Origin of the sequence: Zhihengliuella salsuginis (genome assembly GCF_014651715.1) — a bacterium.
GTDB classification, from domain to species: domain Bacteria; phylum Actinomycetota; class Actinomycetes; order Actinomycetales; family Micrococcaceae; genus Zhihengliuella; species Zhihengliuella salsuginis.
Window position 1 is genome coordinate 304,326 of record NZ_BMXK01000001.1, and the last position, 26,680, is coordinate 331,005.

Consider the following 26,680-nt stretch of genomic DNA (forward strand, 5'->3'; position numbering starts at 1 on the left):
TCGGGCGACCCTCTGGAAATTTTCCGTGCCGGACCGCAGGTCGGCGGGTTTTCGCGTCATCGCGCATCAGGCCGCATTCGCCCCGGAATACGGGGCATTCCGGGGCGTCCGAGGGTGCTGGGATCTCAACTGCTACAGGTTTTCCCTATGGAGAATTTCGTTTCTCACCGCCTTGTCCTAAGTCACTTCACTACCTACGGTCGTACTCATGCAGATCAATGACACAGATCACAAGTACATCGAAGGCTCCTACGCCACCCTGAAGTCCCCGCAGGTCGGCGGTGTTCCGGCGCAGCGTCTCCCCGAGGTGGTGGAGACCGTCTCCGCCATGCTCTCCGACATCGAGAAGAACGGCATCGATGCGGTCATCAAGTACTCCCGGAAGCTCGACGGCTGGGAGGGCGACGACATCGAGATCTCGGAGAAGGCACTGGCCCGGACGGGAGATGAGCTGTCCCCGGAGCTGCGGGAGGCCCTGGCCGCCGGTGCGGAGCGGACGAGGATCTTCGCGGTCGAGCAGCGGGAGCACCTGGTCGACTTCGAGAAGGAGCTGCTGCCGGGCGTCTTCGTCGGACAGCGGTACGTCCCCGTCCCGCGCGTCGGCGCCTATCTCCCGGCAGGTCGCTTCCCCATCCTCTCCAGTGCTTTCATGACCGTGGGCGTGGCCAAGGCCGCGGGCGTGCCCAGCGCGATCGCGTGCACGCCGCCGACCACCCCCACGGGCGGGCATCCCGCTGTCCTGCACTCGGCGTACCTGGCCGGAGTGGATCGCGCGTTCGCGGTCGGCGGCGTCCAGGGGCTGGCGGCGATGGCCTTCGGGCTGCTGGGGGAGCGCCCGGCCGATATCCTCGTCGGCGCTGGGAACGCGTACGTCACCGAAGCCAAGCGCCAGCTCTTCGGCCGCGCCGGCATCGACCTGCTGGCGGGCCCCTCCGAGGTTGCCGTGATAGCCGATGAAACCGCCGATCCGGAGATCGTCGCGGCGGACCTCCTGGGGCAGGCCGAGCACGGGCCGCAGTCGCCCGCCTCCCTGGTCACCACCTCCCGGTCGTTCGGCGAGGCCGTGATCCGGCAGGTCGAGAAGCAGCTCGAGTCGCTGTCGACGAACTACATCGCAGGCCCCGCTTGGCGGGACTACGGCACGGTCTACGTGGCCGAGGACCGCGAAACCGCGGTCGAGCTGATGGATGCGCTGGCCCCGGAGCACCTCGAGATCCAGACCGCCGACGACGCCTACTACCACGACAATCTGAAGAACTACGGTTCGATCTTCCTGGGCCCGTGGTCCACCGTCGCGTACTCGGACAAGGGCATCTCCGGCACGAACCACGTGCTGCCGACGGGCGGCGGGGCGCGGTCCAGCGCCGGCCTCTCCGTGTCGCGCTTCCTCAAGCCGTTGACCTACCAGCGCGTCGAGAAGGAGGCCACGCCCCGCCTGGCCAAGTACGTGGAGACCATCTCCGACTACGAGGGCATGGAGGCGCACCGGGCCACGGCTTCGCTGCGTCTCCGCGACTACAGCCGCTGATCCGATCCGCGGTTCCCGGGTGGTGGCGGGGTGCGCCCGCCATCATCCGCGGCGCGCGCGCCCGCTGCCCGCACCCCGTTCCGGAGTGCGCGCCGGGCGCGACGTCAACTTCCCGGAAACCTGTGGCGTATACGTATGCATTGCGGTACGCTTCTGGTGTGGCGCAGCTCACACGGCGCCCCTGACCTTTTTCGGCTGGCGGATTCTCATCGGACTCGCAGGCCAGACCTTGTAGGTATACGTATAAATGGACCGCATCTTGAATGTGGTCGAACAGGAGTATCGACATGATTCGCCGACCATCCAAGAAGGCCGCCCTCGCAGTTGGCATCGGTGCCGCTCTGCTGCTCAGCGGCTGCGGTGCCGGATCCCGGACCCAGGACAAGAACGCCGCCGAGGTGCCCTGCGAGTTCGAGGCGCCGGGGAGCGCGACCACGGTCAACGTGCTGGCGTACAACTCGTCCGCCATCGATCCGTTCACCAACACCCTGGTGGCCAACTGCACGACCGACGAGGTGGACGTGGTCCACGAGCCGGTCGACTTCGCGGGACAGGTCCAGCGGACGACGACGACCCTGGCCGGTGCCGAGGGGACGTACGACATCCTCGAGACCTACGGCTACATCATTCCGGAGAACGCCGAGTCGGAGAAGATCCTCCCGCTGAACGACCTCATCGACAAGTACGGCGACACCTACGGACTGGACGAGCTCAGCCCCTCCATGGTCGAGGCCATGAGCTACAACGGTGACGTCTACGCGGTCCCGATGCAGGCGCAGATGTACATCATGGCCTACCGCAAGGACATCTTCGACGAGCTCGGCCTCGAGCCGCCGACAACCTTCGACGAGTTGCGCGACGTCGCCCAGAAGATCCAGGACTCGGGCGAGTACCAGTACCCCCTGGCCCTGCCGCTGCTCGCGAGCTCCGACATCGCGACGGCGTACGACTCCGCGCTCGGCTCCCTGGGCGTCGACCTCGTCGACCACGAGGCCGGCAAGCCGAACTTCGACCAGCCCGAGGCCATCCAGGCCTTCGAAGAACTGAAGAGCCTGGCTCCCTACATGGACCCGCAGGTGACCACCTTCGATCAGCCGAAGGTGCAGCAGCAGATGTACAACGGCGACGCGGCCATCTCCATCATGTTCTCGGGTCGGATGAACGACTTGGTGCAGGAGAGCAACAGCCCGAACTTCGACAAGATCGCCTTCGCAGCACCGCCGGCGGTCGTGGAGGGGGGCAAGCAGTACAGCACGCTCTCCGTGGATGGATGGTCGATTCCGGCCAACACCAGCCTCGACGAGGACATGCTCTTCAACATGATCGGATCCTCGGTCAGTGAGAAGGCCTCACTCGCGGCCATCCCCGCCGCCTACCCGGCACGACAGGGACTGGTGACCGCGGAGAACAGCCCCTACGGTGCCGCCGCGAACGACGCTATCGAGAACGCGCCAGCCGCCGAGCCGTTCCCGTACACCGCCAAGGTCAGCAACGCCGTACGCCCCGTCATCGCGGAGGTCTTCACCGGCGCCCTGACCCCCGAGGAGGGCACCGCGCAGATGCAGACGATCGCGCAGAAGGTCCTCGACGCAGAGTAATCGATCCAGTCGGGAGGGCTCCTGAGGGGCCCTCCCGAACCCCTTCTATTTTCGAGAGGCAAGGATGCGCAGACGCGAATACTGGATCCTGATCCTGCCGAGTATCTTCGTGATGTTCGGTCTCCTGCTGATCCCGATCTACCGCACCATCGAGTGGAGCCTCAAGGACGTCAACTACGGCGAGGCCGGAACTTTCGTGGGGCTGGACAACTACGTCCGGGCGCTCACGGATCCGCGATTCGGATCGTCCGTGCTCTTTACCGTGGGGCTGACGCTCTCGGTCATGGTCGTCGTCATCGTCCTCGGCTACATCCTGGCCGTGCTGGTGAACAACCTCGGCAAGATGCGGCCACTGGTTCTGGGGATCATCCTCATCTCCTATGTGATCCCCAACGTCGTCGGCGCCACGATGTTCTCCTGGCTGTTCGACGGGAACTTCGGCGGCGTAGCCAATGTGGTGATCGGCTGGTTTACCGATCACGACGTCCTGTGGTTCACCGAGACGTGGCCAAACCGCATCATGGTCGGCCTCAACATCGTCTGGGCCATGCTCCCCTTCTCCATGCTGATCCTCCTGGCGGGGCTCCAGGGAGTGCCGCGGGAGATCATCGAGGCGGCCAAGATCGACGGCGCGGGAACGATGGGTCGACACCTGCACATCATCCTGCCCAGCATCAGGGGCATGGTCGGCTTCGTCGCGATCATCACGATCATGGACGTGCTGCGGGTCTTCGACAACCTGATCCCGCTGGCACCCAACGCCGTGCTGAACGGCAACGAGACGATAGCCCTCTACACCTACAACATGGCCTTCCAAGACGGCGGCCAGGAACTGGGGCTGGGAAGTGTGATCAACGTGCTGACGATTCTCATCATGCTCGTCATGCTCATCCCCTTCATTCGCAACACCATGAAGGAGGCGAAGAGCGCATGACGGCTGCAGCCGAAGCAATCATCAAGGGGCCACGGCAGCTCCGGGAGAAGCGGCGCAGGAACGCGCGCCCGAAGGCCCAGCCGATGATGAGCGGGCTCTTCCTCGCCATCGTGTGCGTAGCCATGCTGGCCCCGTTCATCTGGACGCTCTTGTCCGTGACCAAGCCGACGGACGTCGCCTTCGCCAATCCTCCTGTGCTGGCCTACGAACCAACCGCGCAGGCATTCGTCGATCTCTGGCAGACCACGAACTTCTACCAGTATCTGATCAACACCGGGATCGTCGCCGTCGGCAGCACCATCGTGGCCCTCGTGATCGGGCTCCCCGCCGCGTACGCACTGGCCCGTGCTCCAGGATACGTTTCGGCGATCCTGCTCATCCTGGCGCTGGTTTTCCGTTCGCTGCCGCGTTTCGCGGTGGTCCTGCCGATGTACGAGTTGTCGCGGCAGCTCGGCATCCACGACACGACGTTCGCACTCGGGGCGGCCCTCGTGGCCATCAACCAGCCGTTCAGTATCTGGCTGCTCCGGAACTTCTTCGTCAAACTGCCCGAGCAGATCGACGAGGCCGCCATGATCGACGGGTGCTCCCGATTCCAGGCATTGCGCAGGGTCATCATCCCCATGATGGGCCCAGGCATCCTCACGGCCGGCGTCTTCATGTTCCTGTTCGCGTTCCAGGAGTACCTGACCCCGTTGATCCTCACGGATACGAAGGCCCAGACGGTGCCGCTGTTCATCGCAACGCAGCTTGGACAGACCCTGCCGATGCTGCAGCAGGCGGGCGCGGCGGCCATCCTGTTGACCGGACTGGTCGTCCTGTTCGCCTTCATCGCCCAGAAGTACCTCGTAGCGGGCCTCTCAGATGGAGCCGGCAAGTAGTGGGGGACGGAGCCCCATGGGAGGAGCCTCTCGTCCTGCTGCCCGGGATGAGCTGCTCGCGCCGCCTCTGGGAGGGCGTGGAGGACGAGTTGCGCTCGGCCTCGGGGCATTCCGAGATTCTGGCCGAGCCGCTGCGCGGAGCCACGCTCGAGGAATGCGTGTCCGGCCTCCTGCGCCGGCTGCCGGACCGGTTCGCCCTGGCGGGCCTGAGCCTCGGCGGAATCGTCGCGATGGCGATGGCCCGCACGGCGCCGGAGCGGATCTCGCGGCTGTGCCTGATGTCGACCAATTCCCACGCTCCGACCCCGGCGCAGGTCGAGTTCTGGCGGGACTCGAGCCATCGTCTGGCCGCGGGCCGGACGGCGCGGGATCTCCAGCGTGATCTCCTGCCTGTCCTGCTCTCTGACGGTGCCAGGACGGAGGAGCTCGACTCCTCCGTCCTGCAGATGGCCGACGAGGTCGGAGACCGCGAATTGGCCGACCAGCTCGCCCTGCAGGAGTCGCGCGTCGATGAACGCGCTGGTCTGACCCGAGTCGAGGTGCCGACTCGCATCATCGCGGGAGAGCTGGATGCCCTCTGCCCGGTCTCGCGGCACGAGGAGATGCACGAGCTCATCCCGGGCTCGCGATTGGCCGTCCTCCCGAAGCGGGGGCACCTGACCCCGATGGAGGACCCGGCGGCCGTCGCCGAGCAGATCGACGACTGGATGCGGGAGATTCGCTAGAAAGAACGGGAAGCGGCCGTCCGGATACGGGCGGCCGCTTCGTCGTACCTGCGTCCCCGGCACGTCGAAAGGCTTCGGCCCGATCGCCACCAATGCGATCGGGCCGAAGCCTCTGTGCGTGCGTTCGCGTCAGCTGTTCCCGGCGGACCCGCGCGCATCGGGCACGAGGTCTGCGAACAGAGCCATCATGATGTGTGCCAGGTTGTAGACGATGAGCTGGGCGCCGTCGTCGAACGACTCCTCCGCGCCGGACAGGGACGACGCCAGATCGGCCCGGTAGCCCCCGGCGGCGACAGCCTGCCGGTGGATCTCCGCGACCGATTCCTTGAAGGAGAGGTCCCCGTCGCCGAGTGACGCGTTGAGATCGGCTGTCCCGATGAGGTAGCCGTCGATCCCCGGGCAGCTCAGGATCTCGCCCGCGTTCCGGGTCGCCTCGGGAGATTCCAGCATCGCCAGGGTCAGGGTGCCGTTGAGGGACTTCTCCCGGTGCGTGTCCGCCGGGACCGTGCCGAAGCCGCCGGCCCGCGAGTACGTCGCGAATCCGCGGTGGCCCAGTGGCGGGTAGTGCACCGCCTGAACCAGATCCTCGGCGTCGTGCGCGGAATCGATGTGCGGGGCGACGATGCCCTCCGCCCCCTGGTCCAGGGCGCGGAGGATCAGCTGGTGTTCGTTCAGCCCGACCCTGACCAGCGGCGTCATCCCGTGGAGCTGGATGAGGGCGATGTGCTGGCGGAGGTCGATCAGGTCGGCCGGGCCGTGTTCGCAGTCGATGAGCACGAAGTCGAACCCGGTGACGGCGAGCATCTCCACCGTCTCCTCGGCCGGCATCCGCAGCAGGCAGCCTGTCAGACGTTCGCCGTCCTGGAGGCGCTGCTTGATCTTGAATTCGGGTACCGGCATCAGGCCACCATCCCGGCGGAGAGGTCGACGTCGGCCCCGGTCATCCCGGGCATGCCCAGCATGGCTACGACCGCTTGCGCCACCTCGTCCTGGCCGACCAGGCGGCCGAGGGCCGAGCGTCCCGCGAAGGCCGCACGCGCGGCCTCGGGGTCCGTGCCGGTCCGCTCGGCTTCCAGCCTGAAGTTCCGGTCCATCCGCTCGCTCTCCACCGGTCCCGGCGAGAGGCTGTTGACGTTGATGCCGTATTCGCCGACCTCGAAGGCCAGCGTCGAGGTGAGCCCGATGACGGCCATCTTCGATGCGCAGTAGGGTGTGCGCCGGGCCAGCGGGCGTTTGCCGGAAACCGAGGCGAGGTTGATGATGTCGCCCGCGTTCCGGCTCATCATCCCCGGAAGGAACGCGCGGCAGACGAGGTACGTGCCGCGCACATTGGCGCCGAAGACCTCGTCCCACTCTTCGGGCTCGATGTCGACGAGCGAGGCCACCGGGCCGCCGATGCCGGCGTTGTTGATCAGGATGGAGATCTCCTCGTCGGCGATCTGCTCGGCCAGGGCGCGGACGCTGGCCGGGTCGCTGACGTCGCACGTCGCGGCGCGCCCCGGGGTCTCGAGGCTCCGGCACACGTCGTCGATCGGCTGCTGCCGCCGGCCGACGACGACGACGCGGCAGCCCTGCGCTGCCAGGGCGCGGGCGATGCCCGCGCCGAGGCCGCTGCCGCCGCCGGTCACCAGGGCCGTGCGCCCTTCGAGCCCGCTCACGTGCGTGCCTCGGCGTTCACGACCTGCTCGATCCAGTCGAACTTCTCGCCGCCGTGGCGCCACGCGCGGACGTCGCCGGAGCGCGCGTGGCCCTCGAAGAGTTCCACGCGGGCCGCGCGGCCGCAGACGCGGCCGAGCTCCGCGCTGCTCTCCGGGTTGGAGATGCTCTGGTAGGTCGCGGTCTTGAGGAACTTGCCGACCCAGAGCCCGCCCGTGTAGCGCGCCGCGCCGAGGGTCGGGAGGACGTGGTTGGTGCCGATGACCTTGTCGCCGTAGGAGACGCAGGTCTCCTCGCCCAGGAAGAGGGCGCCGTAGTTGGACATCCGCTCGATCGCCTCGCGCGGCTCCGCGGTGAAGACCTGGACGTGCTCGAACGCCATCGCGTCGGCGACCTCCCACAGCTCGTCCATGTCGTCGCAGATGACGATCCGGCCGTGGTCGCGCCAAGCGGGCCCGGCGAAGTCCTTGGTCTGCATGCCGGGCAGGATCTTGTCGACCAGTGCCTCGACCTCGCGGCCGAGCTCCTCGCTGGTGGTGGCGAGGACGGCGGGGGAGTCCGGGCCGTGCTCGGCCTGGGACAGGAGATCGACAGCAACGGTGAACGGGTCCGCGGTCTCGTCCGCGACGATGAGGATTTCGGTGGGACCGGCGAACAGGTCGATTCCGACCTCGCCGAACAGCTGTCGCTTGGCCTCGGCCACGTAGGCGTTGCCGGGGCCCGCGATCAGGTTGACGCGGTCCATGTCCTCGGTGCCGACGGCCATCGACGCCACGGCCTGCACTCCGCCGAGGATGTAGATCTCGTCGGCGCCGGCCATGTGCATCGCCGCAACTGTCGCGGCGGGGATCTCGCCCCGGATCGGAGGGGTGCAGGCGACGACCCTGGGCACACCGGCGACCTTCGCCGTCACGATGGTCATGTGCGCCGACGCTGTGAGCGGGTACCGCCCGCCCGGGATGTAGGCCCCGACCGCGTCGATGGGGATGTGGTGGTGGCCGAGGGTGACACCGGGCAGGGTTTCGATCTCGACGTCCTGCATCGAGTCCCGCTGTGCCTGGGCGAACCGGCGGACCTGGCTCTGCACGAAGGCGATGTCTTCGACGACCTGTTCCGGCAGGGAGGCGATGAGGCCGTCGATCGTCTCCTGATCAAGCTGGAACCGTTCCGGGGTCCAGCTGTCGAAACGTTCCGAGTACCGCTGCACAGCGGCGGTACCCTCACTGCGGATTTCGTCGATGATCGTCCGGACGCGCGTGGACACCTCGTCCTGCGATCGGTCCGCGAACGACGAGGTCGGGGCTGATTTGAGCTGGAAAGCCATGAGAATACCTTTCTGAATACGTATACATCATCTAATCTGCTGCCCGCGTCCCCGTCAAGGGCTTGCGCGAATCTGCCTATATTTCTACTCAAACCCTTGCGTGCGACCCACGACTCTCATAGAGTGCATACGCATACACCGATTTTTTCGGTGGATCAGTTGGGTACAGGACGACGAGCACGAGGAGAACAAGAGCATGCTGGACAAGGTTGCCTACGAACCCTGGGCGGATCCGGACGACTTCATCCGCGAGGTCACGGACCACATCTGGGTGGAACGGAACATCGGCTTCATCGAGGACAACTACGAGCCCGATTCGATCGTCCACGCTTCCCTGGGCACCGTGGTGTGCCGCGACGGCGTCGTCGAGGGTTCGCTGATGCGGATCGCCGCGACGCCTCAGCATGTCGGCGTGGCCGAGGACGTCATCTGGGAGGCGCGCGGCGACGACGCGTTCCTCAGCTCGCACCTCGTGTTCTCCGCCGACGCCGTCTCCATCGGGGCCGAGCCCAAGGAGATCCGCACGCGCACGATCGCCAACTGCCTGTACCGCCGCGGCCGGATGGTCGAGGAGTGGGTCGCCCGCGACGAGCTGGCCAGGGTGCTGCAGTCGGGAGAGGACCCGGACGAGGCGGCGCGCAAGCAGACCTTCCAGGGCTACGTCGGCTCGTGGCTCGAGCCGGCGCCCAAGGACGTTCTGAGCGTCGGCGACAGCGGGCCCCGGCCGGACGAGTTCCGCAGCGAGTGCGAGATGGTGCTGGAATTCATCGAGAAGGTCTGGAACAAGCGGGACCTCAGCAAGCTGAGCGACTACATGGTCCGCGACCTCTTCCTCCACACCGTCGGCGACCGGACGGTCGTCCGCCCGGACGGGTACCAGCGGGAACTTCTCCGGCTCCTGGCGCCGTTCCCTAACGCCCAGTTCGAGGTCCGCGACGTCCAGACCAACTTCGCGGACCGCTATGCCGGCCTGCGCGTGGCCGTGACGTGGAAGATGACCGGCACCTACAACGGCGCGGCGCACTTCGGCCCGCCCACGGACAAGCCCATCGACCTGTTGGGCATCTCCCAGTTCCTCATCCGGGACGGCCGCATCGAGCGGGAGGTGCGCGTCTACGACGAGATCGCACTCCGCTCGCAGATCAACAGCACCCGGGGCGACGGCGACGAGCCCGTCGCGAACATCTACTAACGAACCTAGACGACGAGGAGTCGAATCATGACTGACACTGCTGTCTCCGCCACGGAGCGCGACACTGAAACCACGGTCTCCGCCGCGGAGCTCGAAAAACACACCATCCTTCGCAAGGACTGGGTCCCCTGCAAGGCGGCGTTCATCGACTGCCGCACGCCGGGCTCCGACAAGAAGGACAACTACTCCTTCATCGGCGTCGGCGTCTCCCAGAACTCGGACCAGTTCATCAACCTGCAGGAGAACCACGGGTTCAACCTGGGTGCTGCCGGCATGCCCAACGGCGTGACGAACAACCTCCACCTCCACTTCACCGCGGAGGTCTTCATCAACTTCGGCGGCGAGTTCCGCACCCGTTGGGGCGCCGACGGCAAGCAGGGCGAATACGTCTCCACGGACGGCGACGTCATCTCGGTCCCGTCGTGGATCTTCCGGGGATTCACCAACATCGGCGCCGACGAGGGGATCCTGCTCACCGTCCTGGGCCAGAACGACACCGGCGGCATCATCTGGGGCCCGTCGGTCCTCCGCGAAGCGGAGTCGCACGGTCTCCACCTGACCGCCGACAACCAGCTGATCGACACCGTGGCCGGTGACACCGTGCCGGAAGGCGTCGAACTCATCACGCCGATGGAGCAGTCGCAGATCGACGCCCTCGACGTCTACACGGTGGAGCAGATGCGCACGCGGGTCACCCAGGAGGGGGACCGCCAGTGGCTGGCCAAGCCGTTCCTGTGCTCGGACCTGCCGGGCGGACGAGCCGAACTCAGCCTGGTCATCGGCTACGGCATGAGCGAGGACCGCCGGGCCGTGCCGCGACTGACCGAGCCGCACAGCTTCAACCTGGCCTGGCTGCGCGCCGTGCCGGGCGAGGGCCTCCTGAAGCACCGCCACGACCACGTCTCCGTCATCACCGCGAAGGCCGGGCACTGGCGCATCACCCTCAACGACGGCGCCGAGGAGCGCACCGTCGACCTCGGCCCGATGGACACGCTCTCGATTCCCGAGGGCGCGTGGCGCACCTTCGAGCTGCTCGACGCCGACGGCGGACGGGCTGCGGACGCGGGGACCGGTGAGCTGCTGGTCGTCAACGGCGGCGACGGGCGGGTCCAGCTCGAGTGGTCGGAAGAGACCGTGCGCGCGGCAGCCCAGGTCGGTTCCGTGCTCGACCCGAACCACTACCTGGCTCCCGCATCCGTGATGCGGACCGCCACCGACGACGACTGATCCGTCCATGGTCATCAGGGCAGCAGCCTGCCAGATACCCGCCAGCGTGGAGCACCCGGGTACTGCCGACGTCGACGCCGCCGTCCGTGAGGCGGCGTCGGCGGGTGCCCGTCTGGTCGTCCTTCCGGAGCTGGCGTTCAGCGGGTACGTGTTCCGCTCTGCGCAGGAAGCGCGCGACGCCGCGGAAGGATTGGACGGGCCGACGGCCGGTTATCTCAAGCGGCTCTCGCTCGAGACGGGATGCGTGATCGTCGCCGGATTCTGCGAGCTCGGCGCCGACGGCCTCGTCTACAACAGCGCGTTGACCGTTGAAAGCGGAGAGCTGCTCGACTGCTACCGGAAGGCCCACCTCTGGGGGCAGGAGCCCGAGTTCTTCACGCCGGGCGACGCCGCGCCGCGGGTGGTCGAAACATCGGCGGGCAGGATTGCGGCGCTGATCTGCTACGACCTGGAGATGGCCGAATGGGTGCGGCTGGCCGCCCAGGAGGGTGCGGAGATCATCGCCGCTCCGTGCAACTGGCCGCTGCTGCCCCGGCCGCGCGGCGAGCGGCCGCTGGAGGTCGTCAAACTCCAGGCAGCGGCGGGCTCCTACCGCGTGCACATCGTCGCCGCGGACCGCTGCGGAACCGAGCGGGGAGTCGAGTGGATCGGAGGCAGTGCGATCTGCGAGAACTCCGGGTACCTCGCCGCCGGGCCGGCGACCGGAGACGAGGGGCCGGCCCGCCGGGTCATCCTGACCGCCGATCTGGACCCGGGCACGTCCGGGAACAAAGCTCTGGGTCCCTACAACGACGTGTGGCGGGACCGCCGTCCGGGACTGTACTCGATAGGGTATTCGTGAACGGGCCCGGATTCCGCGCCCGGAGGGCTGGCCGGAATCCAGTACTTGTTGCCGAGGCGGGAACAGGGCCGGGGGACGGGACCAGTTGTGATGTCGAATGCACGGCCGCAGGGTGCGTGGGATAGGGATGGCGATGACTGTCACCAGTCGAGACGTGGCCAAGCTGGCTGGCGTTTCCCAGCCCACGGTGTCGCGTGCCCTGCGCGGGGACCCCAAGGTCTCGGAGCGCACCAAGGATGTGGTGCTCAAGGCCGCCGAGGCGCTGGGGTACGTGCCCAGTGAGGCCGGCAGGAGCCTGGTCACGCGCGTGAGCAAGCGGATCGGCGTCGTCGTCAGCGACCTGACCAATCCGTTCTACCCCTACGTCATCGCGCCGCTGCACGACGAGCTCGATGCCCACGGGTACCGCATGATGGTCTTCACCGAACGATCCGACCGTCAGATGGCCGCATCCCAGCTCCTCACCGGGTCCATCGACGGCGTCGTGCTGCTGACGAGCATCATCGGATCTCCGCTTCCCGCAGAACTCAGCCGCCGGGGCCTGCCGTTCGTCTTCCTGAACCGCGAGAGCGGCGACGGCCGGGGCGACGCTGCGGTCGTGGACAACGTCGCCGGCGGGCGGATTGCGGCCCGCCGATTGACTGAGCTCGGCCACCGGAGGATCGCCGGGATCTTCGGGCCCGAGGACACCAGCACGGGCCGGGAGCGGAAGCTCGGGTTCGTCATGGGACTCGCAGACGCCGGCATCGGCCTCGCGGACGGGAACATCCACGAGGGCCCTTTCGAGTTCGAGACCGGCGTCAGGGGCCTCCGGGCACTTCTCGACCAGACGCCTCAGAACCGGCCGACGGCGGTCTTCTGCGGCAACGACGTCATCGCGATCGGCGTGCTCAACGCGGCGATCGCGGCCGGGCTGCGGGTTCCGCAGGACCTGAGCGTGATCGGATTCGACAACATTCCGCTTGCGTCCTGGGAATCGTTCCAGCTCACCACCATCGGCCACGATCTGAACGCCATGGCCGCGAATGCAGCCACACTGCTCGTCCGCCGGCTCAGCCCCGAGGGGCAGGACGCCCCGCCGCAGCGCATCGTCCTCGAGCCCGAGCTCATCGAAAGGCAGACGCTCCGCGATTTACGCGCGGGTGACTAGCCCCGTCCCCGGAATGCGTGGGCGCTCTGCTCTCCGAGTGCGACGAATTGCATTTCCTGGGCCTGCGTCGCGTCGAGTTCGCCAGAGAACAGGGTGGGCAGAATTGGGCCCATGAGACTGATGCCCGTGAATGCGGTCACGGCTGCGAAAGCGACGGCTCAGGCGGCTTCGGACTAGTTGAGAATCGAGTTCTACTGGACTGAAGGTGCACGGGTCATGTTGTATCTGGTCCTCGATCGCCGCCCCCGGCGACGATCATGTTGGTGGCCGAAGTGCGCCCATCATAGGAAGCGTTACCTCGGGCGACGAGTTCCTGGGCCTCGAGACCGCGACGATCTTGGTGGCGCAGGCGGGCGGATGACCTCGCGGGCGGAAAAGCTGCTGATGCGCAGGCTCTCGAGTTGTCAATAGACGTACCGCGGACTGAGTTCTATCGGGAACACTGAAGGCATCCCGCGAGTTTAACGGGGGAGAGGCGCGGCGCGAGCCGTGCCGCAACCCGAGAACGAGGAGGCCGCACTGTGGCGATGTTCGACAAGTTGATCCGCAAGGGCAAGAAGATGGCGGGCGACTATGTCCGCGAGCAGCTGGGTCAGGGCAGCGGCAACGGCGGGCAGCGCGGCGGGCAGCAGGGCTACGGCGCGGACAGCACCGGCTACGGCAACCGCGGCTACGGCGATCAGCCGCAGCGCGGGTCCGCACCCGGCTACGGGAACCAGCAACAGGGCTACGGCAACCAGCCGCAAGGCTATGGCCAGGGCCAGCCGTCCAACCGGAACGCGGCACCCGCGGGGCAGGACGGGGTGTCCCGTGAGGACCAGGCGGCAGTCGCGAAATACAAGTACATGCTGCGGACCGCGCCGCCGGAGGATATGGAGCGAGCGCACACCGAGGCGTTCTCCAGGCTGACGCCGCAGCAGCGCTCGCTGCTGCAGTCGGAACTCGCCGAAGAGCTCCCGGCCACCGAGCGGCCCGCGACCGACCAGCCGAAGGATCTCGCGAGGGCGGCCACGCGCGCCGAGGTCTCACGCCCCGGATTTATGGAGAAGATGCTCGGCAACGGACGCTCCGGCCGGCCGGGGATGGGCGGCCTGGCAGCAGGCGCGGCCGGCGGGCTGGGGGCCGGCCTATTGGGCGGTGTCGCAGGCGCCTTCATCGGCACTGCCGTCGCCGGGCCGCTTCTGGACGGCTTCGCGGGCATGGGTGAGGATGTCGCCGGCGCGGCCGAGGGCCTCACCGACGGTGTCGCGGGAGCCGGAGAAGAGATCTCTGCAGCCGGAGAGGGACTGACGGATCAGGCCGGAGGCCTCCTGGGCGGTCTGTTCGGCGGCGACGGCGGCGGATTCGGCGGCGAGGGTGGCGGATTTGGAGGATTCGGCGGCGACGGCGGAGGATACGGCGACTTCGAGGTCTAGCGTTTCCCGGCCGGTTCCCGAACCCGGTTCAGGTGGGGAAAGCGCAGAAGGAGCGGTCGGTGCCAGCGGCACCGGCCGCTCCTACTTCAGCGGGGGGAGGTCCGCGGGCCCGCCGGTTTGCGCGGCGCCCACCTGGTGGTCAGAAGATGCTGGTCTCGGCGGCGATGTCGAGCACAGCGCTTGCGCGCGGAGTCAGGCGCATGCCCATCGGCCAGACGGCGACGACTGCGGTCGACCCGGCCGTGGGCTCGATGGGGCGGATCGCGAACGGGCGGCCCTCGAGGCTGAGCTGGTGCTCGCGCGGCCTCGACATCTGGACGGTGTAGCCGACGCCGCGGGCGACGAGCTCGCGGGCAAGGATCATCTGCGGCACGGTCATGACGACCTTGGGTTTCAGGCCGGCCGCCTCGAACGCCGTGTGCACGGTCGCGGTGCTCGGGTTGGTGCCGTACAGCATCAGGTCCTCGTCGGCGAGATCGGCCAGGGACACCGACTTCTGCCCGGTCAGTGGGTGGTCCTGCGGGAGGACGGCCTCGAGTTGCGTGGAGTAGAGGTGGCGCTTGGTGAATCCGCCCGGCAGGTGCAGATCGTAGGCGAGGATCGCGTCCAGGTGGCCGGCCTCCAGCTGCGGCAGCAGTTCGTCGTGCGTGCCGGCGGTCAGCTGCAGGTCGATCTCGGGGTAGAGCGAGCGGACCTCGCTGAGGATCGGCGGCAGGAGATGCGGCGCGAGGGATGCGAAGCACCCGAGGTGCACCGGGCCGCGCAAGGACGTTCTGCCCTGCGAGGGGTTCAGAATCAGCTCCTCGGAGGCGTGCACGATCTTCTTCGCCTGCGCGGCGAAATGCCGTCCGGCCGGCGTGAGCTGGAGGCCGCGGCCCTTGCGGCGGACGCACAGGTGCTCGCCGACCGCCTTCTCCACCTGGGTGATGGCCTGGGAGAGGGCCGACTCCGAGATCCGGAGGTCGGCGGCGGCTGATGACAGCGTCGAATGCGACGGCAGCTCGCTGATCATCTCCAGCTGCCGCAGCGTGACGCGAAGATTGCCGACCGTTCGGTCGTTTTTGTCTGGAAGGATCGCCCGCTCACCTCTTTCTTCAGTTCAGCTTCAGTATTATTCCTGATCTATCCAATTTACCCGATGTGGTGAGCTGTGCCACACTCAATTGACGACGAGTTGAGGGACGGCCGCCCCGGGGAACGGGGCCGGTGGTTCGACCCGGGGGACCGGGGCAATTCGCTACTGATCACTTCATCCGTCAAGGACGACGGCCGGCCGCGTGGCCGGCACCGAGGAGCAACCCGTGAAAAAAGCGACCCATCATTCGGAGAGGGCCAACCAGCGCCGCGTGGCGATGGCCACCCTCGTCGGCACCACGGTCGAGTGGTACGACTACTTCATCTACGCGATGGCCGCGGGCCTTGTCTTCTCCGGCGCGTTCTTCGAGCCGGTCGGCGAAGAGCTCGGGCTCCTGATCGCCTTCGCCTCTGTCGGCATCAGCTTCCTTTTCCGCCCGCTGGGCGCGTTCCTCGCCGGCCACTACGGCGACAAGATCGGCCGCCGCGCGATGCTGGTCCTCACGCTCGTCGTCATGGGCGGCGCGACGACCGCCGTCGGACTCCTGCCGACGTATGCTGACGCGGGCATCATCGCGCCGATCATCCTGCTGTTGCTGCGCATCCTGCAGGGCCTCTCCGCCGGCGGCGAGTGGGGCGGCGCCGTCCTCATGGCCGTCGAGCACGCGCCGAAGGGCCGCCGCGGCCGCGCCGGGTCCTTCCCGCAGCTGGGCGCACCCCTGGGCCTCGTGCTGGCCTCCGCCATGATGGCGCTCATGTCGGGTGTCATCGCTCCCGGCGACGCTTTCGTCGAGTGGGGCTGGCGCATCCCGTTCCTGTTCTCCTTCGTCCTGATCATCCTCGGCTACATCATCCGCCGGGCCGTGGACGAGTCCCCGGTCTTCCAGGAGATCGCCGAGCACAAGCAGCAGTCCTCCGTCCCGGTTGTGGAGCTCTTCCGCAAGCACGCCCCGCTGGTCGTCGTCGCGGCCCTCGTCTTCGCCGCGTGCAACGCCGCCGGCTACATGGCCACGGGCGGTTTCATCCAGAGCTACGCCGTCACGGAGGTCGGTCTCGACCGCACCGACGTGCTCAACGCCGTCACCTACGGCGCGGTGATCTGGGCGATCGCCACCTACCTGACCGCGATCGCGTCCGACAAGTTCGGCCGCGTCCGGGTCTACCAGCTCGGCCACCTCGTCCTCGGGGTGGCGATCTTCCCGCTCTTCTGGCTGCTGAACACCGGCGACATCGCGATGTTCTACGTCGGCCTGACGTTCTTCGCGATCGGCCTCGGCGGCACGTACGGAGCCCAGGCGGCCCTGTACTCGGAGATGTTCCCGGCGTCGATCCGCTTCTCCGGAGTCTCGATCTCCTACGCGATCGGCTCCATCGTCGGAGGTGCCTTCGCCCCGACGATCGCGGTCTTCCTGGTCCAGCAGACCGGGACCACGAACTCGGTCGGAGCCTACCTGCTGGCGCTGACGGTCATCTCGCTGATCGCTGTTTCGCTCATCCGCGACCGCAGCGGCATCAACCTGTCGATCAGCAACGAGGCCGAGCAGGCCATCGGCGCCCTCGTCACCGACAAGCGCCAGATCCCGGCGGCGGTGGAGGAGAAGGCCTGACCGCCTCCATCCGTACGACGACGCGGCTCGCCTGAGCTGCCCGCGCGGGCCCGGCCGTTCGGCCGGGCCCGCGCTGCGTCGTCGGGTCTTTCCGCATAGGGTTGGGGGAGAAACCAGCGACGCGAACGACGAATGAGGAGATGGCGCCCATGGCACGCAAGAAGACGTGGTCCGAGTTGACCGGCTGCGAGAAGTGGCGCATGTTCGTCCTCGGGACCGCGCAGGTGGCGCTCCAGTTCGTCGCGCTGCGGGACCTGTCCGAGCGCCCGCAGTCGGAGGTGCGGGGCCCGAAGGCCGCCTGGGTCGCCGGAAGCTTCGCGAACTTCGTCGGACCACTGGCGTATCTCGCCTTCGGGCGCCTGAAGAAGTAGGCCCCGCGGCGAGCTGTTCAGCCGCTTGTCAGGGAGGAGGGGTAGCGTTTTCCGCCGGCAGATAGTTGCCTAAGGAAAGGAAAATGCGATGTCGCAGACCGCGACCGTCCCCCAGCATCCCGCCCGTACGGCCTCCGGGCGCACCCCTGAACCGTCCGCCCTCCTGGCGGAGGCCCGTGCGTTGGCCGGGGACCTGACCGAGCTGCGGCACGCGCTGCACCGGGAGCCCGAACTCGGCCTCGACCTGCCCCGCACGCAGCGGAAGGTCCTGGACGCCCTCGGCGGGCTGGGATTCGAACTCGCGACCGGAACGGAGACCACGTCCGTCACCGCGGTCCTGCGCGGAACGGGCGCGGGCCCGCGACGCACCGTCCTGCTGCGGGCGGACATGGACGCCCTGCCCGTGCAGGAGGAGACCGGACTCGACTACGCGTCCCGGATCGACGGTGCGATGCACGCCTGCGGACACGACCTGCACACCGCCATGCTTCTCGGCGCCGCACGCCTGCTCGCCGGCCGCCGAGCGGACCTGTCGGGCGACGTCGTCCTCATGTTCCAGCCGGGCGAGGAGGGGCACGACGGCGCCGGCGTCATGATCCGCGAGGGCGTCCTCGGCGCCGCCGGCCGCCGCCCCGACGCCGCGTTCGCGATGCACGTCGTCACCGGGATGCTTCCGGGCGGGATGACGGCCTCACGGCCCGGTCCCGTCATGAGCGCCTCGGACAACCTCGAGGTCACCTTGCACGGAACCGGGGGCCACGGCTCGGCGCCGCACGCCGCCCTCGACCCCGTGCCGGCGGCGGCCGAGACCGTCACGGCCCTGCAGAACATGGTCACCCGCCGCTTCGACGTGTTCGACCCGGTAGTCCTCACCGTCGGCGTCCTCCAGGCCGGAACCCGCCCGAATGTCATTCCCGAGACCGCGCGGATCGAGGCGACGGTCCGCTCCTTCTCGGCCGTCGCCCGCGAACGCCTGTCCCGCGAGACCGTCCGCGTGGTCGAGGGGGTCGCCGCAGCCCACGGGCTGGAGGCGGAAGCGGTGTACCGGCAGCAGTACCCGGCCACCGTCAACGACCCGGGGTGCGAGGCGGCTGCGCGCGAGTCCGTGGGGGCCGTCCTGGGGGAGGGGCGGCACGTCGAGCTGCCCCGGCCCGTGCCCGGCTCCGAGGACTTCTCCCGGGTGCTCGCGGAGGTCCCCGGAGCCTACCTGTTCCTCTCGGCCTGCCCGGCCGGCGCCGATCCGCAGGCGGTGGCGGCGAACCACTCCGCCCGCGCCGTGTTCAGCGACGACGTCCTGCCGGACGGGGCGGCGCTCTACGCGCAGCTGGCTCTCGACGCGATCGCCCGCGGCGGGGTGTGAGCGGCCGGCCCGGCGGGAGCGGTCCCGCCCGGGGTGCTACCGGGAGCCGGTCGAGGCGCGGGCGATGAGCTCCGGCCGGAAGACGGTGTGCTCGCTGGCCGTGTCGCCGAGGAGCATGCGCACCGCCGTCCGGCCGAGCTCCTCGGCCGGACGGCGGATCGTCGTCAACGGCACGATCGCGCTCGAGGCGAACTCGATGTCGTCGTAGCCGACCAGCGCCACGTCGTCGGGAACGCGGTAGCGCCCGTCCATGATGAACGCCTGCAGGGCGCCGGTGGCGAGCAGGTCGTTCGCGCAGAAGATCGCGTCGGGGATGTCGGCCGGCTCGCGCTCGAGCAGCGACAGCGTGGCCGCGCGCCCGCCGAGGGTCGTCAGGGAGTGGGCCTCCACCAGCTCGATGGAGGCGCCCGCCGACGGCTCCTGCGCGACGGCGTCCCGGGCGCCCCGCCAGCGGTCCGCGACCTGGCGCAGCTCCGTCTCGGCTGCCACGAACGCGATCCGCCGCCGCCCGGTCTCCAGGAGGTGCTCGACGGCGATGCGGCCGCCGTGGACGTCGTCGACGGAGACGGAGCCGTACGTCTCTGCCTCGGCGTCGCGGTCCACGAGGACCGTGCTGACGCCGTGGCCGGCCAGGTCCGCGACGCGGGCCGCGGTCTCTCCCACGGGGCTGAGCAGCAGGCCCTGGACGCGCTGCTCCTCGAAGAGGTCGATGTAGCGGTGCTCGCGGTCGGCGTCCTGCAGGCTGCTGGCCAGCAGCAGGGAGAAGTTGTGGCGGGTCGCCTCCTCCTCGGCGCCCCGGGCCAGAGCCGCGTAGAACGGGTTGGCGGCATCGAGGACGACCAGGCCGATCGTGCGGCTGTGCCCGGCGCGGAGCTGCCGGGCGGCGTCGTTCCGCACGAACCCGAGGTCCGCGATGGCCGACTGGACGCGCTCGCGGGTGCGCTCGGCGACCCGGTCCGGGTTGTTGAGCACGTTGGAGACCGTGCCGACGGAGACTCCGGCGCGGTCCGCTACGTCCTTGACGCTGGCTGTCCTCACGATGCTCCTTGAGTGGGGTTCTCCTTGACAGTACCTGTGGTCCATCCTACATTTGAATCGTAGCAATGAAACGATTCAAAGCTGAGACCTGCCAGCCTTCCGGGGCCCGCGGCGGCCAGGGGCGAATCGCTCAGCCGAATCAACCGCAAACAGACGTGGGCGGGGCGTCGCGACGACGACTGTCGCCGGCGCCCGCGCACATCAGGAGGCACACGCCATGACCGACCTGTCCGCCATCGAGAAGCAGCTGGACCGCCTGGCCATCGAGGTCCCGTCGTGGGCCTACGGGAACTCCGGCACCCGGTTCAAGGTGTTCGCCACCGAGGGCACGCCCCGCACCGTCGAGGAGAAGATCTCCGACGCCGCCCAGGTGAACAAGAGCACGGGCCTGGCCCCCGCCGTCGCACTGCACATCCCGTGGGACAAGGTGGACGACTACGCGGCGCTGCGCCGCTACGCCGCCGACCAGGGGGTGGAGATCGGGACGATCAACTCCAACACCTTCCAGGCCGACACCTACAAGTTCGGCTCGCTGACCCACCACGACCCGGCCGTCCGCCGCGCCGCGGTCGAGCACCACCTCGAGTGCGTCGACATCATGACCGCCACCGGTTCCAGGGATCTGAAGATCTGGCTCGCGGACGGCACCAACTACCCGGGCCAGCAGGACATGCGCCAGCGCCAGGACGCGCTGGCCGAGTCCCTCGCGCAGATCTACGCCGGCCTCGGCGACGACCAGCGCATGGTGCTCGAGTACAAGTTCTTCGAGCCCGCTTTCTACCACACCGACGTTCCGGACTGGGGCACGTCCTACGCCCAGGTGGCGGCCCTCGGCGACAAGGCCAAGGTCTGCCTGGACACCGGCCACCACGCGCCGGGCACCAACATCGAGTTCATCGTCATGCAGCTGCTGCGCCTCGGCAAGCTCGGCTCATTCGACTTCAACTCGCGCTTCTACGCCGACGACGACCTGATCGTCGGTGCCGCCGATCCATTCCAGCTCTTCCGCATCATGACCGAGGTCGTCCGCGGCGGCGGTCTCGACGAGGGCACCGACCTGGGCCTGATGCTGGACCAGTGCCACAACGTCGAGGAGAAGATCCCCGGCCAGATCCGGTCCGTGCTCAACGTCCAGGAGATGACGGCCCGCGCGCTGCTCGTCGACCAGGAGGCGCTCGCCGCCGCCCGCACGTCCAACGACGTCCTCGGCGCCAACCAGATCTTCATGGACGCCTTCTACACCGACGTCCGCCCGGCGCTGGCCGCCTGGCGCGAGTCCCGCGGGCTGCCCGGGGACCCGATGGCCGCGTATGCCGCTTCCGGGTACCAGGAGAAGATCAACACCGACCGCCAGGGCGGCCAGCAGGCCAGCTGGGGCGCCTGAGTCCTCCTGCCGCGACGACTATCCGAACGAATACGAGAGAAGTCATGACCAACGAAACTGTCGAATCGCTGATCGCCCGCTCCAACCGGCTGGGCGCCGACAAGCGCAATACCAACTACGCCGGCGGCAACACGTCCGCCAAGGGAACCGAACAGGACCCGGTGACGGGGGAGAACGTGGAGCTGCTGTGGGTCAAGGGCTCCGGCGGCGACCTCGGCACCCTGCAGGAGAAGGGGCTGGCCGTGCTGCGGCTGGACCGGATGCGCGCGCTGGTGGACGTCTACCCGGGGCTGGAGCGCGAGGACGAGATGGTGGCGGCGTTCGACTACTGCCTGCACGGCAAGGGTGGTGCGGCGCCGTCGATCGACACGGCCATGCACGGCCTGGTTGACGCTGCGCACGTGGATCACCTGCACCCGGACTCGGGCATCGCGATCGCCACCGCCGTGGACGGCGAGAAACTGACCGCCGAGATCTTCGGTGACCAGGTGGTGTGGGTGCCGTGGCGCCGCCCGGGCTTCCAGCTGGGCCTGGACATCGCGGAGATCAAGAAGGCTAACCCGCAGGCGATCGGCTGCATCCTGGGTGGCCACGGCATCACCGCGTGGGGTGAGACGGCCGAGGAGTCCGAGGCGAACTCGCTGCACATCATCCGTACCGCGGAGCAGTACATCGCGCAAAACGGCCGCAAGGACCCGTTTGGTGCCGCGAAGGCCGGCTTCGGTGCGCTGAGCGAGTCCGAGCGCCGCGCCAAGGCCGCCGCGCTGGCCCCGGTGATTCGCGGATTGGCCTCTACTGATAAGCCGCAGGTCGGCCACTTCACCGACTCGGAAGAGGTGCTCGAGTTCCTGGGCTCGGAGCGCCTGGAGGAGCTCGCCGCGTTGGGCACCAGCTGCCCGGATCACTTCCTGCGCACCAAGGTGAAGCCGATGGTGCTGGACCTGCCGGCCGACGCTTCGATCGAGGACGCCAAGGCCCGCCTGGCCGAGCTGCACGCCGCGTACCGCGAGGATTACGCGGCCTATTACAACCGCTACGCGGACGCCGAGTCGCCGGCCATGCGCGGCGCGGACCCGGCGATCGTGCTGGTGCCCGGCGTCGGCATGTTCAGCTTCGGCAAGGACAAGCAGACCGCCCGCGTGGCCGGTGAGTTCTACGTGAACGCCATCAACGTGATGCGCGGCGCCGAGGCGATCTCCACGTACGCCCCGATCGACGAGTCGGAGAAGTTCCGCATCGAGTACTGGGCGTTGGAGGAGGCCAAGCTGGCCCGCATGCCGAAGCCGAAGCCGCTGGCCACGCGCATCGCGCTGGTCACCGGTGCCGCGTCCGGCATCGGCAAGGCCATCGCCGAGCGGCTCGCCGCCGAGGGTGCCTGCGTGGTCATCGCCGACCTAGACCTAGAGAAGGCTCAGGCCGTCGCCGCCGAGATCGGCAGCACCGACGTCGCCGTGGGCGTCCGTGCGGACGTCACCAACGAGGACGAGGTCGAGGCCGCGGTCAACGAGGCCGTTCTGGCCTTCGGCGGCCTGGATCTGGTGGTCAACAACGCCGGCCTCTCCCTCTCCAAGGCGCTGCTGGAAACCTCCGTGAAGGACTGGGACCTGCAGCACAACGTCATGGCCAAGGGCTCCTTCCTGGTCTCCCGCGCGGCCGCCCGCGTGCTGATCGACCAGCAGATGGGCGGCGACGTCGTCTACATCTCCTCCAAGAACTCCGTGTTTGCCGGCCCCAACAACATCGCCTACTCCGCCACCAAGGCCGACCAGGCACACCAGGTGCGCCTGCTGGCCGCCGAGCTCGGCGAGCACGGCGTCAAGGTCAACGGCATCAACCCCGACGGCGTCGTCCGCGGCTCCGGCATCTTCGCCGGCGGCTGGGGCGCCAAGCGCGCCGCCGTGTACGGCGTCGAGGAGGAGGACCTGGGCAAGTTCTACGCCCAGCGCACCCTGCTCAAGCGCGAGGTGCTCCCGGAGAATGTGGCGAACGCGGTGTTCGCGCTCTGCAGCGCGGACCTCTCGCACACCACCGGCCTGCACATCCCCGTCGACGCCGGCGTCGCCGCCGCGTTCCTGCGCTAAGGGGCAGCGCGTGAGCACCACGACGCCGACTCCCGTGCCCGGGACCGCGTCACCGTCCGTGATGATCGCCGTGGACATCGGCGCCTCCTCCGGCCGCGTCATCATCGGCCGCCTGCCCGCCGCGAGCGGGCAGGCGCCAGGCACGCTCGAGATGGAGGTCGTGCACCGTTTCCCGAACGGTGTCACCGAGATCGACGGTTCCCTGCATTGGGACGCCGAGGCGATCTACGCACAGGTGAAGTCCGGGCTGGAAGCGGCTGCCGCCGTCGTGCGCCAGAGCGGCGAGCGCGTGGTGTCCATCGGGATCGACACGTGGGCCGTGGACTACGGACTGCTGGACGCGGAGGGCCAGCTGATTGCGCCCCCGCACGCATACCGCGACGCGCGCACCGACGCCGTGATTCCGACGGTGCACGGCGCGCTGAGCCCGGAGCGGCTGTACGCGATCGGAGGGCTGCAGTTCCTGCCGTTCAACACCGTGTACCAGCTGGCGGCCGAGGAGGATCTGGCGGGCAAGCGTGCGCTGATGATCCCGGACCTGCTGGCGTACTGGCTCACGGGGGCCGAACGCACGGAGGAGACCAACGCGTCGACCACCGCGCTGTTCGACGCCCGTGAGGTCGCTTGGTCGGACGTGGTGTTCGACGCGATCGGCGCTCCGCAGCTCTTCGCGGACCTGATCGCGCCGGGGGAGACCTACGGTGCCCTGCGGCCCGAGGTGGCAGCGGAAACGGGGCTGGATCCGGCGGTGACCGTGGTTGCCGTCGGGTCGCACGACACGGCCTCGGCCGTGGCCGCGGTGCCGGCCGGGGATGCCGAGTTCGCGTACGTGTCCTCCGGGACATGGTCGCTGGTCGGGCTCGAGCTGGACGAACCGGTGCTGACCGAGGCCAGCCGGGCCGCGAACTTCACCAATGAGCGCGGCGTGGACGGGACCATTCGCTACCTGCAGAACGTCGGCGGTCTCTGGCTGCTGCAGGAGTGCACGCGCACCTGGGCCGAGGAGGGGCGCGGGCGCGAGCTGGCCGATCTTCTGGGTGCTGCTGCCGCGCTGCCGGCCGGCGGGCCGGTGGTCGATGCCAACGCGTCCGGCTTCATCGCGCCCAACGACATGCCGCAGCGCCTTCGGGCCGCGGTCGAAGCGGGCGGTGGAGAGCTGCCGGCAGCACCCGCCGAGCTCGGTTCCGGTGTGGACGCCGACCAGGCTGCCACGGTGCGCTGCATCGTCGACAGTCTGGCCGCCGGCTACGCGGCCTCGCTCGCCCAGGCCTCGGAGCTGGCGGGGAAACACCCGGAGGTCATCCACATCGTCGGCGGCGGCTCGCAGAACACGCTGCTGTGCCAGCTGACGGCCGACGCGACCGGGCTGCCCGTAGTGGCCGGGCCGGTCGAGGCCACGGCGCAGGGCAACCTGCTGGTTCAGGCCCGGGCCGCGGGGCTGATCAAGGGCGGTCTCAACCGGCTACGCGCCGCGATCGCCGTGGACCCGGTCCGCTACGAGCCGCAGCGGTAGCCGGGCCTGGCCGGAAGTTCCAGCAACCCGTTTTCAAGCGTCATGGCGTTGTCATCCCGCGGATCTGCGTTCTGCGATCACGCTGAAAACGGGTTGTTGGTCACTCAGTTGTTCCGCAGCAGCCACCTGAAGCGCTCGAAGGCGCTGGTGATGCTGGTTCTCACGTACTCGGGAGCCTTCCAGACCTGCTCGGCGCGGAAGTGCAGGCTGACGTAGCCGTCTTTCAGGCTGGCAGCGTCCCGGTCCATGTCCCGCCGCCATTGCTCCCGATTGCCGTGCCACTGCCAGCCGTCGGTCTCGATGATGAGGAATCCCTCGACGAGGAAATCGACGCGGCCGACGCCCGGAATCAGTCTTTGGGTCTCATAGCGCAGTCCCATACTGTCCAGCACTCTGCGCAGGTGGACCTCGAGGATCGACCCCGCGTCGCCTCGGACTTCTTTCAGCGCGGACAGCGCGCCGGCGCCGTGGCGATGGCCGAGCAGGGCATGGACAGCTGACACGGACAGGCTGTGCAGCACGACTGCGGATTCGACCAGTGCTACTGAATCATTCGGTGGTAGGCAGGCGAGCGCGTGGGCGCAGACCTCCGCCAGGGGAAGTAGCGGATCGGCGGCCAGTGGCCGGTCGCCGAATCTGCGGTGCCTGATGATGCCCGAGGCCGATCGGCCTGGTCGACCTCCAGTGAAGGACAGGTGGAGGGCGGACGGTGTGTTTCTCAGCCAGAGCCCGAAATGCTCGGCGGCCGAGGCGCACGTCAGTGCGCCGCCGAGTGATGCTGCCGTGCGCAGCGCCGGTGTCGCCTCGCGGTGCACGACGATTCCTCGGCGAACCAGCAGGTGCTCGGCAGCGAGGCGGCGGTATTGCGCGATCGTGAATCCGGCGGCAAGAAACGACCGGCGGTAGACCACGCCTGGGGTGGTCAGGTACATGTCTGGGTCCATGCGGCCAGCTTCGCCCGCTCACGGGCGACGCGGGACCGGAAGTCCCGCGTTTGTGGAGTGCCGCGCTCGGGTACGCCGTTGTGGAGGACGAGTGACCCGTTCTGCCCACAGCGGCGCCGGTTGGAGTCGCGCGATGCCGCTAGAAATACGGTTGGAAACGGGTCACTCGTCGATGGGCGCGGCTGCCGCAGGGGTGGTGGCTCTGTGCTGAGCTACCCTTCAGGCCGCAGGCTGCCACGGCTTCAGCCAAGGAGTCTCCTCCATACCGTCGGCGGCGGCCATGAGCTCGAACCACGTGGCCCCGTCGATGCTCTCGCGGACGATGTCCGCGTGGCCGGCGTGCCGGGACAGCTCCTCGATCAGGTGGCCGAGCACCCAGCGGCCCGACCACGCCTCGATGTCGCTGGGGAACCACGGCGCGTTCCGGGGCACGGGCACGGGCGCCTCCAGGTCCGCCACGGCCACGACGGACTCCGTGATCCGCTCCTGCTCGTCGAGCCCCGCCAGCAGGGCGCCGAGGGTGTCCGCGTCGTCCATCCGGTACTGGTTCGCGTAGGAGGCGACGGACTCCTCGAAGGGAACCGAGTCTGCCGCCGGGTAGTCGGGCGCGGCGGCGATCCGCTCGACCCAGCTGCCTTCGCAGGCGGTGACGTGCTTGATGAGGGCGCCGACAGAGAGGGCCGAGGCAGTCGGCGTGAGGCGGGCCTGTTCGTCGGACAGGCCGTGGGCGATGGTGCGGAAGTTCTGGCGCTGCTGGGACAGGAAGGCGAGCAGGGAGGACTTCTCGTCGGCGACGGGGCCGGGCATGGCGGGCATGGTGGTTCCTTTCGTGGCGGA

23 protein-coding genes are annotated in these 26,680 nt (G+C 68.5%); 16 read left to right on the top strand and 7 right to left on the bottom strand.

The window, feature by feature from the left end; genetic code table 11:
• Positions 1-208 precede the first annotated feature (208 nt).
• The 5 genes from hisD (IE069_RS01440) to IE069_RS01460 all read left to right on the top strand — a co-directional run bounded on the left by hisD (IE069_RS01440) (position 209) and on the right by IE069_RS01460 (position 5,666).
• On the top strand, positions 209-1,528 hold the full coding sequence (gene hisD, locus IE069_RS01440; protein WP_189348313.1) for a histidinol dehydrogenase: 1,320 nt from the start codon (positions 209-211) through the stop codon (positions 1,526-1,528).
• Between the two features lie 287 nt (positions 1,529-1,815).
• Positions 1,816-3,126 carry an ABC transporter substrate-binding protein gene (locus tag IE069_RS01445; protein ID WP_189348314.1) on the top strand — a complete coding sequence of 437 codons (1,311 nt, stop codon included), beginning with the start codon at positions 1,816-1,818 and terminating at the stop codon, positions 3,124-3,126.
• 64 nt (positions 3,127-3,190) lie between these two features.
• Positions 3,191-4,060 carry a carbohydrate ABC transporter permease gene (locus IE069_RS01450; protein WP_189348315.1) on the top strand — a complete coding sequence of 290 codons (870 nt, stop codon included), beginning with the start codon at positions 3,191-3,193 and terminating at the stop codon, positions 4,058-4,060.
• Positions 4,057-4,941: a carbohydrate ABC transporter permease gene (locus IE069_RS01455; RefSeq protein ID WP_189348316.1), complete on the top strand. Its 885-nt coding sequence runs from the start codon at positions 4,057-4,059 to the stop codon at positions 4,939-4,941. Before IE069_RS01450 ends, IE069_RS01455 begins: the two co-directional genes overlap by 4 nt.
• Positions 4,941-5,666 (top strand): alpha/beta fold hydrolase, encoded by a 726-nt coding sequence (locus tag IE069_RS01460; protein ID WP_189348317.1) that lies wholly within the window; start codon positions 4,941-4,943, stop codon positions 5,664-5,666. The genes IE069_RS01455 and IE069_RS01460 overlap by 1 nt, the downstream gene beginning before the upstream one ends.
• 129 nt (positions 5,667-5,795) lie before the next feature.
• Here IE069_RS01460 and IE069_RS01465 read toward each other — a convergent pair whose 3' ends face one another.
• The 3 genes from IE069_RS01465 to hisD (IE069_RS01475) are packed head-to-tail and all read right to left on the bottom strand — an operon-like array spanning position 5,796 to position 8,646.
• Positions 5,796-6,566, bottom strand: coding sequence for an HpcH/HpaI aldolase family protein (locus IE069_RS01465; protein ID WP_189348318.1), 771 nt, complete (start codon positions 6,564-6,566; stop codon positions 5,796-5,798).
• Complete coding sequence (locus tag IE069_RS01470; RefSeq protein ID WP_189348319.1) at positions 6,566-7,324, bottom strand: SDR family NAD(P)-dependent oxidoreductase; 759 nt, start codon at positions 7,322-7,324, stop codon at positions 6,566-6,568. Before IE069_RS01470 ends, IE069_RS01465 begins: the two co-directional genes overlap by 1 nt.
• Entirely contained in the window at positions 7,321-8,646 is a 1,326-nt protein-coding gene (hisD, locus tag IE069_RS01475; RefSeq protein ID WP_189348320.1) for a histidinol dehydrogenase, read from the bottom strand. Before hisD (IE069_RS01475) ends, IE069_RS01470 begins: the two co-directional genes overlap by 4 nt.
• Positions 8,647-8,842: 196 nt before the next feature.
• On the opposite strand from hisD (IE069_RS01475), the gene IE069_RS01480 reads away from it, so the two are divergent.
• The 5 genes from IE069_RS01480 (at position 8,843) to IE069_RS01500 (ending at position 14,471) form a co-directional block, all read left to right on the top strand.
• Positions 8,843-9,838, top strand: a complete 996-nt coding sequence (locus IE069_RS01480) for a nuclear transport factor 2 family protein (RefSeq protein ID WP_189348321.1) — start codon at positions 8,843-8,845, stop codon at positions 9,836-9,838.
• A 27-nt stretch (positions 9,839-9,865) separates the two neighbouring features.
• Positions 9,866-11,065, top strand: coding sequence for a cupin domain-containing protein (locus IE069_RS01485; protein ID WP_189348322.1), 1,200 nt, complete (start codon positions 9,866-9,868; stop codon positions 11,063-11,065).
• Between the two features lie 7 nt (positions 11,066-11,072).
• Complete coding sequence (locus tag IE069_RS01490; RefSeq protein WP_189348323.1) at positions 11,073-11,906, top strand: nitrilase-related carbon-nitrogen hydrolase; 834 nt, start codon at positions 11,073-11,075, stop codon at positions 11,904-11,906.
• A gap of 133 nt (positions 11,907-12,039) precedes the next feature.
• A complete protein-coding gene (locus tag IE069_RS01495) occupies positions 12,040-13,056 on the top strand; it encodes a LacI family DNA-binding transcriptional regulator (RefSeq protein ID WP_189348324.1) in 1,017 nt (338 codons plus the stop codon).
• A 527-nt stretch (positions 13,057-13,583) separates the two neighbouring features.
• Positions 13,584-14,471 (top strand): hypothetical protein, encoded by an 888-nt coding sequence (locus IE069_RS01500; protein WP_189348325.1) that lies wholly within the window; start codon positions 13,584-13,586, stop codon positions 14,469-14,471.
• Positions 14,472-14,610: 139 nt separating this feature from the next.
• On the opposite strand, the gene IE069_RS01505 is transcribed toward IE069_RS01500, so the two are convergent.
• Complete coding sequence (locus IE069_RS01505) at positions 14,611-15,546, bottom strand: LysR family transcriptional regulator (protein WP_268245162.1); 936 nt, start codon at positions 15,544-15,546, stop codon at positions 14,611-14,613.
• A gap of 277 nt (positions 15,547-15,823) precedes the next feature.
• On the opposite strand from IE069_RS01505, the gene IE069_RS01510 reads away from it, so the two are divergent.
• The 3 genes from IE069_RS01510 to IE069_RS01520 all read left to right on the top strand — a co-directional run bounded on the left by IE069_RS01510 (position 15,824) and on the right by IE069_RS01520 (position 18,883).
• Positions 15,824-17,152: an MFS transporter gene (locus IE069_RS01510; protein WP_189348462.1), complete on the top strand. Its 1,329-nt coding sequence runs from the start codon at positions 15,824-15,826 to the stop codon at positions 17,150-17,152.
• 149 nt (positions 17,153-17,301) lie between these two features.
• Entirely contained in the window at positions 17,302-17,523 is a 222-nt protein-coding gene (locus IE069_RS01515) for a PLDc N-terminal domain-containing protein (RefSeq protein WP_189348327.1), read from the top strand.
• Positions 17,524-17,611: 88 nt separating this feature from the next.
• Positions 17,612-18,883: a M20 metallopeptidase family protein gene (locus IE069_RS01520; protein ID WP_189348328.1), complete on the top strand. Its 1,272-nt coding sequence runs from the start codon at positions 17,612-17,614 to the stop codon at positions 18,881-18,883.
• Positions 18,884-18,919: 36 nt separating this feature from the next.
• On the opposite strand, the gene IE069_RS01525 is transcribed toward IE069_RS01520, so the two are convergent.
• The gene (locus IE069_RS01525) at positions 18,920-19,924 is read right to left on the bottom strand and encodes a LacI family DNA-binding transcriptional regulator (RefSeq protein WP_229790893.1); all 1,005 of its coding nucleotides are present in this window, start codon (positions 19,922-19,924) and stop codon (positions 18,920-18,922) included.
• Between the two features lie 214 nt (positions 19,925-20,138).
• Here IE069_RS01525 and rhaI point away from each other — a divergent pair, with 214 nt between their 5' ends.
• From rhaI to IE069_RS01540, 3 genes are read left to right on the top strand one after another with little or no spacing between them, the layout of a single operon-like run.
• Complete coding sequence (rhaI, locus tag IE069_RS01530; protein ID WP_189348330.1) at positions 20,139-21,305, top strand: L-rhamnose isomerase; 1,167 nt, start codon at positions 20,139-20,141, stop codon at positions 21,303-21,305.
• 44 nt (positions 21,306-21,349) lie between these two features.
• On the top strand, positions 21,350-23,386 hold the full coding sequence (locus tag IE069_RS01535) for a bifunctional aldolase/short-chain dehydrogenase (RefSeq protein WP_189348331.1): 2,037 nt from the start codon (positions 21,350-21,352) through the stop codon (positions 23,384-23,386).
• Positions 23,387-23,396: 10 nt separating this feature from the next.
• Positions 23,397-24,899, top strand: a complete 1,503-nt coding sequence (locus IE069_RS01540; RefSeq protein ID WP_373287778.1) for a rhamnulokinase — start codon at positions 23,397-23,399, stop codon at positions 24,897-24,899.
• Between the two features lie 104 nt (positions 24,900-25,003).
• On the opposite strand, the gene IE069_RS01545 is transcribed toward IE069_RS01540, so the two are convergent.
• Entirely contained in the window at positions 25,004-25,831 is an 828-nt protein-coding gene (locus tag IE069_RS01545; RefSeq protein ID WP_189348333.1) for an endonuclease domain-containing protein, read from the bottom strand.
• Between the two features lie 231 nt (positions 25,832-26,062).
• Positions 26,063-26,659, bottom strand: coding sequence for a DinB family protein (locus tag IE069_RS01550; RefSeq protein WP_189348334.1), 597 nt, complete (start codon positions 26,657-26,659; stop codon positions 26,063-26,065).
• Positions 26,660-26,680: the final 21 nt, after the last annotated feature.